Genomic DNA, 12,469 nt, shown 5'->3' with positions numbered 1-12,469 from the left:
GCCGTTTTGCGTGCAAAGACATCATGTCGTCACGCACAAAGAGGTAACCGGCAAAGGAGCTAACCGGTTACCTGGATCTGTTCCTAGTTCTGATTGCTGTATTTGGCGATTGCCTTGCGGGCGGCTTCCACGATGGCTGCACCATCGACACCCTTGTCGTTCATTTCGGCAACCCAGCGATCAATGACTTCGTCTGATTTGCCTTCGAACTTCGCGGTTTCTTCCGCTGACAGCCGGATGACTTCACCCGACTTGGCAAAGATATCAGCCCCGCGCGGTTCAATCGCGTCCCATGCATCACCAATTTCCTTGGCGATATGCGTCCCCGAATTGTCATCAATGACTTTCTTCAGATCGTCGGGAAGAGCTTCATAGCGATCCTTGTTCATGGCAAACATGAAGACAAGGGTTCCGAAACGCACACCGTCTGTACCCTCAATCGAATATTTCGTCATATCCTGAATTTTGAAAGGAATGGCGACCTCATAAGGGATCAGCGCACCGTCGACCACCCCAAGCGACAAGGCTTGCGGCAAATCGGGTACTGGCATGCTGACAGGCTGCGCACCCCAGCTTTCAAGCATCCATGCGCCTGTACGCGACGGCGCACGAAGCTTCATGCCCTTTACATCTGCAAGGCTCTGGATGTTTTTCTCGGTGGTAAAGATCGCCTGCCCGGTGTGTGTGTGAATCAACAACGGCTTGATATCCGCGAAATCCTGAGACAGGTAGTCCTGATAGATTTCCTGGATAGCCATATTGGTGACCGCGGCACTACCGGTATGCACAAATGGCAGCTCAAAAACTTCGCTGCGGGGATAAACACCCGGCGTATAGCCAAGTGCACTCCAGCCAAGATCGACAGCACCGTCGCGAATATGACTGTAAAGTTCGGTCGGCTTGCCACCCAGTGACATGGCCGGATAGATCTCGATCTTGATCCGGCCATCGGATTGTTCTTCGATCCGTTTTGCCCATGGCTCAAGGAACTGGGTTTGTGCCGTTGATTTCGGCCCCAGCACATGTTCAAGGACAAAGGTGAATTCCGGTTCAGCCTGTGCAGATAGCGCACTGGCCAGACAGCCGGCAGCAACAGCTGCCGAAACAAACAGGCGTTTTAACATGATCAACCTCAGACGTTTTCCCTGAAAATCACCCAGCATCCCGCCCGCTTGACACGGTTTTGGTGCGATAAAAATGATGCTGGGCTACTTCTCTCTTGTTTGAACAGGCGCATTCGATGCCTGTTCCTCTTTCTTTAGCAGCTAGGCATTGGCAGCAAGTGCCCGCTCGATCAGGCGCCGCGCACGCACGCCACCTGCATCGATGTTAAAGTTCAAAAGCTTGCGCTCCGGGTGGCGCAACAGATTGGCCTGCTGACCTTCCACCACTTCAAGATCCTCATAAAAGACCTTTGCCTGCGCATCCTTGATGTTTTCCGTCAGCCCATGGTCGTGCGTGTCGAAATTGCGCACCATGCCCCAATAGTAACGGCACGTGGTCTCGGTTTCCGGGGTCATGCAGTTGACAACAATCCCCGTAACGCCCTTTGACCGATCTCCCTGCTGCGCACCGGTCCCGGCAAGCGCAACCCCGACATCGATCATAACGTTCGATGGCAGCGTAAAGTTACAGATCTGCCAGCGATCACAGATTTCCTTGGATTTGAGATTGTTTGCCCAGAAGGGCGGCGGCACGATATTTTCCATCCAGCGTTCGACCGTCACACTGGTATCATCCGAACGCGTGGTCGGCAGACTTTCGGTGATTTCCAGCTGACCGATGCTTGACGGATGCACATATGTCTCGTGGCTAAGATCCATCAGGTTGTCGACCAGCAGCTCGTACCCGCATTTGACGTCATAGGTGCCGCCGTCAAACACCCATCCTTCTTCGGAAGCATGCGGAATTTCCGGCACAAGTGCTTCGTCGGCTTTTTCCTTGTCACCGATCCAGACCCAGACGAACCGGTCCTTTTCAACGACGGGATAGGCGCGCACACAAGCTTCCGGATGAATGCTCTGCTGGTTGGGCATATGAACACATGCACCTTCGCCATCAAATTCAAGCCCGTGATAACGGCAGACAAGCCGGTCACCTTCGACATAGCCCTGGCTCAGCGGCAACAACCGATGCGGACAGCTGTCTTCAAGCGCGACCAGTGAACGGTCGGCACGGCGATACAGGACGATATTTTCATTGCAGATCGTACGCGCGACAGGCTTGCGACCGATTTCGCCATCCCATCCCGCTACGTACCAGAAGTTACGCAGGAACATTTTTCTCTCCCTTGGCATAAAGCCGGATCGACTACTCTCAGGTAGATTTTTATCCACCCGTCATTTTGTTATAGTTCCAAAAGTAATCAAATTGGATCCAATTTGGCAAGACGCTTTTTTGCCAAACCGATCTGAACTATGATCGTCGACCAATCACAAAGATGGAAAGCGGCATGACCAAACACGGCCAGAGAGTCCTGATCACATTGCGAAAAATGATCGCCAACGGGGAACTCCCTCCGGGTGAACGCGTCGCGGAAATCCCGATTGCCGAACGTCTTGGCGTATCCCGAACACCGGTCCGGATCGCCTTTCGAACCCTCGAACAGGAAGGCCTGCTGCGCAAGGGTGACCGGCGCGGATACACCGTGCGAGCCATCACCCCGACCGAGATCGCAGACGCTATCGAGGTTCGCGGCGTACTGGAAGGACTGGCCGCCCGACTTGCGACCGAACGCGGGATATCCCCACAGGCACGCAACTGCCTTCTGGACTGCCTGACAACCGGAGACGCCCTGTTTTCCAAGGGATATCTGACTGATGAAGACATGGAAAACTACCATGACTTCAATATGCGCTTTCACAACACCATCATCGAATCAAGCCGCAACAACGCCATTGAGGATGCCCTTTCGCGCAACGATCACCTGCCCTTTGCATCAGTATCATCCATCGCATTCAACCGTGATGACATGACTGGTGAATTCCGCCGTTTCAATTTCAGCCACATGCAACATCACATCATCTTTGATGCAATCGACAACGGTCAGGGCGCACGCGCCGAATCCCTGATGCGGGAACATGCGAACGCGGCCCTGCGCTATACAAATATTCTCGGCCCGACCCAGGGCATGCCAGAAAATTTCACCGTGATCGAGCGTGAAGACTGAAGGCCGCCCCGGACGATTTTCATCCACCTGCCGCACAGCATTTGACAAAATTGGATCCAATTGCTCTAATCTGGATCCAATGACATCTGCCAACAATCACACCCGAAACAGAATTCGGGGATCAGGGAAGGAAAATCGCCATGCCAAAAGCCGTCATTCAACAGATCCATGACCTGACAAACCGCATACGCGGCTTTGATCTTGTCCCTGCGGATAACTCTGTAACCTTGCCTCCCTGTTCTCCGGGTGCACATATCAAGGTCAGCGTTACTGACGAAACTGGCAAACAAGCCAAACGGTCCTATTCCGTCATCAATCCCGGTCAAAGCGATCTCTATCGCATTGCCGTCCTTCGCGAGGATAATGGCGAAGGCGGATCGCGTTTCATGCATGAAACACTCGAAGTCGGTAACATCATCGAAATAGACGAACCGCAAAATGACTTCCCGCTTGATCCGGATGCGACCGAAACAATCCTGATTGCAGGCGGTATCGGCATCACACCCATTCTGTCGATGGCCAAACAGCTGCAACAGGACGGGGCGAATTTCACCCTTCATTACAGCAGCCGAAACCATCATGACATGGCACTCATGTCGGAGGTACTCGACTGCGCCGAGGGTCGTTGCAGCCTTTATTTCGATGGCGGGGACGCGACGCGTGGCATGCCACTTTCCGCCCTTCTGGGGACCCCGGGGGCAAACAGGCATGTCTATGTTTGCGGTCCGGGTGGATTGATTGATGCAGTCCTTGAAACAGCCCGCCGCAATCGCTGGGCCCCGGATAACGTCCATTACGAACGTTTCACCACTCCGTCAGCACAGCTTGACGATACCGGCTTCGAAGTGCACCTCGCCCAAAGCGGCAAAGTCTTTGACGTCCCGGTTGGGAAATCCATTCTGGACGTTCTGATCGACGAGGGGATCGATCCGCTTTACGACTGTAAAAAAGGCAATTGCGGTATCTGCACCTCGGTGGTGTTGTCCCATGATGGTGATCTGTCCCATCGTGACGCCTATCTGAGTGACAGCCAGAAAGCGCAGAACGATCAGATGTGCATTTGCGTATCCCGCATGCAAAGCAGCGGACGTCTCAGTCTTGATCTCTGAGCTCTGATACATGCTATCTGCAACAAAAAGGCCCGGCAATGCCGGGCCTTTTTGCATGACTTGACCTAGCCAAACAAAGGATCAATCTGACGCGCAGCATTCAGTACCTGCTTGTCATGACCATGTGGGGCTGCAACCATCAAGGCGGCCGGAACTGTTTCACCGTCAATATGGACCGGGATCGAAATTGCGCAGGCATCGACAAGATTGAGATAGCCGGTATTGCGCAACATCAGGGCATTAAGATTGTCAAAATCGGCTTCAACCTCGGCAATCTTTGGTGCCATCATCGGCAAGGTCGGTGCAATCATCACATCAACATCAGCCATCGCCGCATTGAACATCGAAACCACATCTACCCGTTTGGCATAGGCCGCAATCATATCGTCCTTTGACAGGGTATCGGCAAATTTCAGACGGGCCAGAACGCGCGGATCACCGACCGTTTCAAGTTTGTCAAAATCGCCGGAATAGATCGCGTGCGCCTCAAATGACACCAGCATCTTGTTTAAGATCGCGTTTTCGGCAATGAAACCAAGCTCAATCTCGACCAGTTCGTGCCCGGCTGCTTTCAACTGCGCGCAGATGGTTGCAAAATCGGCCTTCACCCGATCATCCAGCCCGTCGACAAAACCGCTGGTCGGCACACCAATGCGAAGTGGTGACGGATCAACATGCTCAAGCGCCTCACCCGTCATGACCTCGAACACGGCAATCGCGGTATCAAGATCACGGGCAAGCGGGCCCGGGGTATCAAAGCTTTTGGCAAGCGGATGAATGCCCTTGCCCGAAACACCAAGACGGCTTGGCTTGAAGCCATAAAGGCCATTGATCGCAGACGGAATGCGGATTGATCCGCCGGTATCGGTTCCAAGAGCAAAATCAACCAGACCATGGGCCACAGTCAAACCACCCCCGGATGTCGAACCACCGGGAATACCATCGGCATCAAAGATATTGCCCGGCGTCCCGTAATGCGGATTAAGCCCCACACCGGAATAGGCAAATTCGCTAAGCGTCGTGCGACCAAACGGGATCGCACCGGCTTCCTTTACCAGACGTACAATGTCGCAATCTGCATCTGCCGGGGTGCGATCCAAAAGAAGCTTTGACGCCGCTGTGGTGGCTATGCCTGCTTCATCATACAGGTCCTTGATCGAAACCAGCATCCCGGCAAGCGGCAAGCCCGGATTGGCAGCAGACAGTTCTTCGGCCTTTGCCGCAGCGGCCAGAATCCGGTCCGGGTCAAATTCCGTAAAGATTTGCCCCTTCAGATCACCAAGCTCATTGACCTTGTCGATTGCTGCTTGTGCCTTGTCGATCATCGCGCCCATCTGGCTGCCTCATCCTTCTTTTATCGTTTTGTTTCAGGCGGAAACTGGCTCAGGCAATTTCCGGAAGTTCATTAATGGCATAAGAATGCTCGATCGTGCGACCAAGAACCGGATCATGCAATGCCATTTTGAAACGCTTTGCCGGACGTACGCCGCCTTTGGCACCAAGCGTGCCGCACAGCATCACCGATGCCTTGCCTGCCGGGGCGGATGACATCAGGCCGGAACCGTCAATCAGGTCGCTTAGCGGGCGGATCGAGGCAATTGTTCCTTCCTGATAAAGCACCCAGTCATCGCCATCCTGCTCGGAAATCCAGGACCGCATTTCAATCTGTTCGATGTGGTCGGCGACCTCGTCAAAACGCCAGATTTCTTTTGCCACCGGCTTTTCACAAATCTGCTTGGACAGGGCAACCGAGTGCGCCTCAAGTTCACGGTCGGTATGGTCGGATGCCAGTCCAAGATAAAGCACGCCATCGCTTGCAATCAGGAACGGTTCGATCTCGCCCGATGTGCCTTTGCCGACAACTTCGATACGGTCTTGCTGGGTCACCATGCCCGATGCCGTGCGGTAATAAAGCGGCACGCTTGACGGCGGCTTCACACCGATTGCTGCAAGTTCATCAATATGATGCTGAATGGCATGGGCATCGCGACCGGTCCATCCGGCAACGGTGCAATGGGCGATATCAAAGGCGATCTCTTTGCCCGAAAGGGTAAAATTCATCTGCATTTTTGTAATCCGGGTTCATTTGTTTGGGGACATCCGCCGGGCTGGGGAAGCCGGGACCGGACGTGGAGCAGGAATACGAACCGGCTTTCCCGGCTCGTATTCCGCCTCAATCATTCGTTGAACTAAGACCTGCCTGCTCAGAGATATTCAGGCAGGAAAAGCGCAAGGTCGGGCAGGAAAATCAGACCGATGATCATCGCCACCATCACCAGAACAAACGGGATGGTTCCAAGCATGACCTCTGACAGGCGCCCGTTCTTGCGTGCACCCTGCACGACATACAGGTTCAATCCGACAGGCGGGGTGATCAGAGCCATCTCGATCAGAACAATCAGCAAGATGCCAAACCAGACCTTGTCGAACCCCATGCCAACCATGATCGGCACAATAATCGGAATGGTCGCCACCATCAGCGACAGGGTTTCAATGAAGAAGCCCAGCACGATGTAAAGTGCGATTACCACCAAAAGCGTTCCCATCGGGCTCAGGTTGAGACCAACCAGAAGCTCCTTGAGCTCGCGGCCCATACCGGCTGCGGTCAGGGTGAAGTTCAGGAAATAGGCCCCGATAATCACCAGCATGATCATCGCGGTAATCCGCACCGTGCCAAGCAGGCACAGCTTGATCATGTCGTTGGAAACACCCTTGTTGAAACCGGCAATCAGAAGCGCAATTGCAACACCGACCGCTGCGGATTCCGTAGGGGTCGCCCAACCGGCATAGATCGATCCGATCACCACAAAGAACAGCACCAGAATAGGCAGCAAATGCTTCAGGCTGACGATCCGCTCCGACCAGGTAAAGGACCGGCTCTGCCCGCCAAGCGACGGTTTGACTTTGCAAAGGACCGCTGTCACCAGCATGAAGGCCACGGCCATCACAAGCCCCGGAACCAGACCGGCAAGGAACAGTTGCGGGATCGATGTTTCGGTCAAAAATCCATAGACGATAAGATTGATCGACGGCGGGATCATGATGCCCAATGTACCGCCCGCTGCGATCGCACCGGAAAACAGTTTGGGATCATATCCAAGCTTTTCGGCCTGTGGCATCGCCACCGTGGCAACGGTCGCTGCCGTTGCGACCGACGATCCCGACGTTGCCGAGAACATGGTCGCCGTTCCGATATTGGCATGGATCAGACCACCGGGCAGCCATGAGAACCACTTATCAAGGGCCTCATAGGTCTTCGCGGCAATTCCGCCGCGCACCAGAATTTCACCCAGCAACACAAAGAACGGAATGGCAATCAGGGTCGATGAATTGGACGACGACCAGACAACCTGCCCAAGCCCGCGCAACAGCGGGAACGGGGTAAAGAACTGATCAACACCGATCCCCAGAAGGAACAAAACAATCCCGACCGGGATCGAAAGGGCCAAAAGCCCCAGCAAGGATGCCGTAACAGCGAAAATCATGCTTCCAGCTCCAGTTCAGAGCGGGCACCAACAAGCGTATCAGCCTGTTCAAGATCGCGTCGCATCAAAAGAATAAGGGTCAGGACCACCAGCGCACAGGAACAGACGGCAAACCACAACCAGCCCGAAAACCAGATGGCTTGCGGAATCCACAGCGGCGTCTCAAGCGGGGTATTGGCAGTCGAACCACGTTGGATGGTTTTCGACAATACCGGCCAGCATTGAATGGCGACAACAGACGCCACACCGGCCAGGGCAACAATCGACAAAAGATCCAGAAACGCTTTGCCACGTTCCTGCAATTTCAGTCGAATAAGGTCAATCCTGACATGGGCCAGCTCGGTCAGGGCAAATGACAGCCCCCAGCTGGCAACACCCGCCATGACGTAACCAGAAATTTCTTCCGATCCGCCAAGGGAAATGCCTATTTCACGCAGCAAAATCTCGGCGATGATCAGGGCCACGCTGCCCATCAGAACAAGTCCGACGAGCAGCGCGATAATGCGGTTCGTGCGGCGGATGGCCGCAATCAGTTTTTGGGTCACGATCTTGGTCTCCGCCATACACTACTGATTAGTTAAGCGGTACGGTAACACCGACGGTCGCACCGACGCTATCGTTCCAGCGTTTGACCCAGTCATTGCCAGCGCGCTCTGCCCACTCCGGAAGAACGGTGGTGGTCAGGATTTCCTTGGCTTTGGCAACATCAGCATCAGAAACTTCGACCAGCTTCATATTCGCCGGTTCACCTGCCGGGCAGGTGCCATTGCCGGTCAGGCAGGCAACATCGTTTTTAAGCGCATCTGCCGCAGATGCCCAAGCCGGTGCTTCGAACTTGGTTTTGACTTCATCCATGATGAATTTCTGCTGATCGGCACTCAGGCTGTTCCACTTGTCCATGTTCATCGCGGTCACAACCGGATCCCAGCCACCGAGCGGAATGGTCATCAGGTGATCGGAAACTTCCCACCAGCCTGCGCTATAGCCCGAACCGGCACCGGTAACGGCACAATCAATCACGCCACGCTCCAGACCACCCGGAACTTCCGAGAAAGCGACGTTAACGCCGGTCGCACCCAGTGCTTCAAGGAACTTGGTGGTCATACGGCCCGAGCCACGGACTTTCTTGCCTTCAAGATCGGCAAGTGTGTTGACTTCACCAGCACAGAAAACGACCTGCGGCGGGTACGGCGCAACAGCCAGAACCTTGGCATTGAAACGTTCCGCAAAGATATCATCAACCATCGGACGGGCTGCTTCGACCATTGCCTTTGCCTCGGCTGCGGTGTTTGCGACCAGCGGCACGTCAAGGCCTTCAAGTTCCGGCGCATCGCCAACCGCATAATCGCCAACGGTCATGGCAACATCAAAAACGCCATCGCTGAGGATACGGAAAACATCACCGCCACCGATACCCATCTGATCGTGGGTGGTCATCTCGACATTGAATTCACCCTTGGAATCCGCCGGGAAAGTTTCGGTCCAGAACGGGCTTTCATACTGTTTATACAGCGGCAGGCTGCTCCAGCTGCCAACGACCGAAAGATCTTCGGCAAATGCCGGGGTTGCGGCAAAGCCCGCACCAAGGGCAGAAACTGCCAAAAGCGAAGAAACCATCTTTTTCATAAGAAAACTCCTCTGATGTAACGTTTATGATTGGCTTGTTTCAGATTTGGTCTGAAGGGAAAATTCCGCGGCTTCTGCCAGGACATCGGTCACAAGCATCAGGCCGGGTTCGTGCGTAATGGCGAATTCGGGCAAGGCGTTACGAATTGCCATCTGCGGCGTGACTCCACACGCCCAGAAAACCGGAATGTCCCCTTCATGAATGACGGGTTCATCTCCAAAGTCCGGTTTCATGATATCGGCGATACCGATTTGCGACGGGTCACCAATATGTACCGGTGCCCCGTGGGCCAAACGATATCGATCAGAATACAGGATCGCCCGGATCGCATCGCCGGGCGTAAAGGACCGCATCGACACCACAAGCGGACCATGGAAACGACCGGCAGGCGACGTTTCGATATTGGTCACATACATCGGCACGTTGCGGTTCGCATCCATATGACGCACCGGCACACCGCCCCGGGTGATGGCCGCTTCAAAGGAAAACGAACATCCCAGAACAAAGGTCACGAGATCATCGCGCCAAACATCTGTCAGGTCGGTGCTGCTGGTAAATTCGGTGCTGCCACGGAAAATACGATAGCCCGGAAGATCTGTGCGGATATCAAGATCCTCACCCAAGGCCGGGATGTGGGGCGATCCCGGCTCAGACATACCGATCAGCGGGCAAGATTTCGGGTTCTTGGCACAAAACTGCAGAAACTCGTCTGCATAGTCAGCCGGCAGGATCGCCAGGTTCCCCTGAAGGTAACCCGATGAATAACCGGTGGTCGTCCCTGTATGTTCGCCGCTACGGATCGCCTTGCGCAACGCCAGTGGCGTTACATCTGCGATGGCTGCCTTCGCGGTGTCAACGGAACGGGTGGCGCTTTTTGACGCGTTCATTTTTCAGTCCCATTCTCTGCCTCTTTATAAAGATTGTGAAACAGGACCGATCTTGTCAAGAAATCATTTTATCTGTTTTTTGATCGTTTTTAACGATCAGTTTGATCAAACAATCTTGCTGCTTCCTGAACAGCATCGCCAATTTCGCGGTTCCGTTCCGGGTAATAGGTGATGACAAAGTGAAGCGCTGTCAGCGATGCTTCCTCGCACACCGGAATCTGCTTAATGTGTTCATCCCAAACGGAATTTTTGACCATCAGGCTTGGCAAAACACCAATACCGAAGCCCCCCGCCACCAGATGTTTGACGGTTGAAAGCGATGCCGATCCGTGGAGTGCCGGTTGCGAAATATCAGGGGCAGCAAAGATACTTTCTATCTCGCGAAACGGCGGTGTGCCCTTCGGGAAAGTCACGATCGCATGGCCTGCAAGTTCGCTTAACGATAATGGTTTGTCACCCAGCTCCATCGTTTCGACGCAATACCAGCCCAGTTCGACCGGTTTAAGCGGGGCTGCTACCGCACCCTGCGGAACGGATTCGCGCAGCATGATCGCGACATCCATCTCGTCGTCTTCAAGTGCCTTGCCAAGCTGCCCGGACGTATCGACCGACAATTCAAAGCGGACCTTGGGAAAATCGTTCTTCAGCTTGTTGAGCATGTCGGTCAGAAGCGTATGGACGATGGTTTCCGCCACCCCGATGCGCACCGTCCCGCTCAGTTCGCCGGGATGGGTCAGCTCCTGCCAGATGCGATCACGTGCGCGTGAAAGCCGCTGGGCTTCCTCGACAAAGCGCAAACCGGCCGCGGTCAGACGCACCTGTCGGTTACTGCGATCAAACAGCATGATGCCCAGTTTTTTCTCAAGCCCGGACACACGCGCAGAAATCGCAGATTGCGACAGATTGTATTTCTGGGCCGCGGCCCTGAAACCGCCAGCCTTGATGATATCCTGAAGAATTTCGATATCCTTGAACTCAAACACGTAAACCACCCTGATTGATGTTGTTTGCGATCATTCTATCCGCCATCCGATCACTTCGCACGATCAATTGATCATTGCTTTGATCAGCTCGCCTGCTTTCCACGTAGGAAGAAATGCTTAAGCAGGTGAATTCAACGGGATTTCACTAACCGATCACCGAGGCGTGACTTGCCCAAAGCGACTTTTGCACGGACATTGGTTCAAGTGCGCAATTGGAGGACGACATGCTGATACGCCGTAAGAAGGGCTGGGAAATCCCTGAACGTGATACAACACCGCAATCGGTTTACCAAAACCGCCGACAGTTTCTTAAGGGTATCGCTGCCGGATCCATCGGCGCAACCGCCGCATCCCTGCCAATCAGCAGTGCGTTGGCACAGGGAGCTGCCTCCACCGCAGACCTGTATCCGGTATCACGCAATCCCGCCTATACGGTTGATCGCGAACTGACCGAAAAGGCCAAGGCGCTGACCTATAACAACTTCTATGAATTCGGCTCCCACAAATCGATCTCGCAGGCAGCCCAGGCCATGAATGTCCGTCCCTGGACGGTCAAGATTGACGGTCTGGTGGAAAACCCAATCGAGATTGATTTTGAAGACCTTGTCCGAAAAATGCCGCTTGAAGAACGCGTTTATCGGTTCCGCTGTGTCGAGGCATGGGCGATGACCGTTCCCTGGTCGGGTTTCCCGATGAAGGCACTGGTCGATTTTGCCAAGCCATTATCGGGGGCCAAATATGTCGAAATGGAAACCGCCAGCCAGAAAGACACCATGCCGGGCCTGCGTCAGTTCTGGTATCCATGGCCCTATATCGAAGGCCTGACCATGGCCGAGGCCACCAATGAACTGACCATGATTGCCACCGGTATCTATGGCGAAGAACTGCCCAAGCAGAATGGCGCGCCTTTACGTCTGGTCACGCCCTGGAAATACGGCTTCAAGAATATCAAATCCATCGTCCGCTTTACCTTTACCGACCAGCGTCCAAAAAGCTTCTGGGAAGACATCAACAGCGACGAATATGGCTTCTGGGCCAATGTGAACCCCGAAGTTCCCCATCCGCGCTGGTCACAGGCACATGAACGCCTGCTCAATAACGGGGAAAGTGTCCCGACCCGTATCTATAACGGTTACGGCGACTATGTTGCCGATATGTATAAGGGCATGGAAAACGAAAAGCTGTTCATGTGATTGGTCGTTGCCTTGA

Annotated in this window: 12 protein-coding genes; 3 read left to right on the top strand and 9 right to left on the bottom strand. The window is 54.1% G+C overall.

Going from position 1 to position 12,469, the window contains the following annotated elements; all coding sequences use genetic code 11:
* Positions 1 to 83: 83 nt before the first annotated feature.
* Together TH30_RS10445 and TH30_RS10440 are read right to left on the bottom strand one after the other, a co-directional pair.
* Entirely contained in the window at positions 84 to 1,124 is a 1,041-nt protein-coding gene (locus TH30_RS10445) for a TRAP transporter substrate-binding protein (RefSeq protein WP_114098060.1), read from the bottom strand.
* Positions 1,125 to 1,265: 141 nt separating this feature from the next.
* Positions 1,266 to 2,279, bottom strand: coding sequence for an aromatic ring-hydroxylating dioxygenase subunit alpha (locus TH30_RS10440; protein WP_114098024.1), 1,014 nt, complete (start codon positions 2,277 to 2,279; stop codon positions 1,266 to 1,268).
* Positions 2,280 to 2,452: 173 nt separating this feature from the next.
* On the opposite strand from TH30_RS10440, the gene TH30_RS10435 reads away from it, so the two are divergent.
* Both TH30_RS10435 and TH30_RS10430 read left to right on the top strand, forming a co-directional pair.
* Positions 2,453 to 3,169: a GntR family transcriptional regulator gene (locus TH30_RS10435; RefSeq protein WP_220150299.1), complete on the top strand. Its 717-nt coding sequence runs from the start codon at positions 2,453 to 2,455 to the stop codon at positions 3,167 to 3,169.
* Between the two features lie 140 nt (positions 3,170 to 3,309).
* Positions 3,310 to 4,278, top strand: a complete 969-nt coding sequence (locus TH30_RS10430) for a PDR/VanB family oxidoreductase (protein WP_114098022.1) — start codon at positions 3,310 to 3,312, stop codon at positions 4,276 to 4,278.
* 65 nt (positions 4,279 to 4,343) lie between these two features.
* Here the strand turns inward: TH30_RS10430 and TH30_RS10425 are convergent, their stop codons facing one another.
* The 7 genes from TH30_RS10425 to TH30_RS10395 form a co-directional block, all read right to left on the bottom strand.
* Positions 4,344 to 5,612 (bottom strand): amidase, encoded by a 1,269-nt coding sequence (locus TH30_RS10425; RefSeq protein WP_114098021.1) that lies wholly within the window; start codon positions 5,610 to 5,612, stop codon positions 4,344 to 4,346.
* Positions 5,613 to 5,661: 49 nt separating this feature from the next.
* Positions 5,662 to 6,345 (bottom strand): DUF2848 domain-containing protein, encoded by a 684-nt coding sequence (locus TH30_RS10420; protein ID WP_114098020.1) that lies wholly within the window; start codon positions 6,343 to 6,345, stop codon positions 5,662 to 5,664.
* A 137-nt stretch (positions 6,346 to 6,482) separates the two neighbouring features.
* A complete protein-coding gene (locus tag TH30_RS10415) occupies positions 6,483 to 7,763 on the bottom strand; it encodes a TRAP transporter large permease (RefSeq protein WP_114098019.1) in 1,281 nt (426 codons plus the stop codon).
* Entirely contained in the window at positions 7,760 to 8,308 is a 549-nt protein-coding gene (locus TH30_RS10410) for a TRAP transporter small permease subunit (protein WP_114098059.1), read from the bottom strand. The genes TH30_RS10415 and TH30_RS10410 overlap by 4 nt, the downstream gene beginning before the upstream one ends.
* Before the next feature lie 28 nt (positions 8,309 to 8,336).
* The gene (locus TH30_RS10405) at positions 8,337 to 9,389 is read right to left on the bottom strand and encodes a TRAP transporter substrate-binding protein (protein ID WP_114098018.1); all 1,053 of its coding nucleotides are present in this window, start codon (positions 9,387 to 9,389) and stop codon (positions 8,337 to 8,339) included.
* Between the two features lie 24 nt (positions 9,390 to 9,413).
* Positions 9,414 to 10,277, bottom strand: a complete 864-nt coding sequence (locus TH30_RS10400) for a putative hydro-lyase (protein WP_114098017.1) — start codon at positions 10,275 to 10,277, stop codon at positions 9,414 to 9,416.
* A gap of 89 nt (positions 10,278 to 10,366) precedes the next feature.
* Entirely contained in the window at positions 10,367 to 11,260 is an 894-nt protein-coding gene (locus tag TH30_RS10395) for a LysR family transcriptional regulator (RefSeq protein WP_114098016.1), read from the bottom strand.
* A gap of 224 nt (positions 11,261 to 11,484) precedes the next feature.
* Here TH30_RS10395 and msrP point away from each other — a divergent pair, with 224 nt between their 5' ends.
* Complete coding sequence (gene msrP / locus TH30_RS10390; RefSeq protein WP_114098015.1) at positions 11,485 to 12,453, top strand: protein-methionine-sulfoxide reductase catalytic subunit MsrP; 969 nt, start codon at positions 11,485 to 11,487, stop codon at positions 12,451 to 12,453.
* Positions 12,454 to 12,469: the final 16 nt, after the last annotated feature.

Source organism: Thalassospira profundimaris (assembly GCF_003326795.1).
Taxonomy (GTDB): domain Bacteria; phylum Pseudomonadota; class Alphaproteobacteria; order Rhodospirillales; family Thalassospiraceae; genus Thalassospira; species Thalassospira profundimaris_C.
The sequence above is the reverse complement of the archived record's forward strand: the minus strand, read 5'-3'. Positions and strand labels throughout refer to the sequence as shown.

What these genes read in the sequence shown, in the direction of transcription:
- TH30_RS10445 (WP_114098060.1), bottom strand. Translation starts at nt 1,124, where the DNA reads ATGTTAAAACGCCTGTTTGTTTCGGCAGCTGTTGCTGCCGGCTGTCTG.
- TH30_RS10440 (WP_114098024.1), bottom strand. Translation starts at nt 2,279, where the DNA reads ATGTTCCTGCGTAACTTCTGGTACGTAGCGGGATGGGATGGCGAAATC.
- TH30_RS10435 (WP_220150299.1), top strand. Translation starts at nt 2,453, where the DNA reads ATGACCAAACACGGCCAGAGAGTCCTGATCACATTGCGAAAAATGATC.
- TH30_RS10430 (WP_114098022.1), top strand. Translation starts at nt 3,310, where the DNA reads ATGCCAAAAGCCGTCATTCAACAGATCCATGACCTGACAAACCGCATA.
- TH30_RS10425 (WP_114098021.1), bottom strand. Translation starts at nt 5,612, where the DNA reads ATGGGCGCGATGATCGACAAGGCACAAGCAGCAATCGACAAGGTCAAT.
- TH30_RS10420 (WP_114098020.1), bottom strand. Translation starts at nt 6,345, where the DNA reads ATGCAGATGAATTTTACCCTTTCGGGCAAAGAGATCGCCTTTGATATC.
- TH30_RS10415 (WP_114098019.1), bottom strand. Translation starts at nt 7,763, where the DNA reads ATGATTTTCGCTGTTACGGCATCCTTGCTGGGGCTTTTGGCCCTTTCG.
- TH30_RS10405 (WP_114098018.1), bottom strand. Translation starts at nt 9,389, where the DNA reads ATGAAAAAGATGGTTTCTTCGCTTTTGGCAGTTTCTGCCCTTGGTGCG.
- TH30_RS10400 (WP_114098017.1), bottom strand. Translation starts at nt 10,277, where the DNA reads ATGAACGCGTCAAAAAGCGCCACCCGTTCCGTTGACACCGCGAAGGCA.
- msrP (WP_114098015.1), top strand. Translation starts at nt 11,485, where the DNA reads ATGCTGATACGCCGTAAGAAGGGCTGGGAAATCCCTGAACGTGATACA.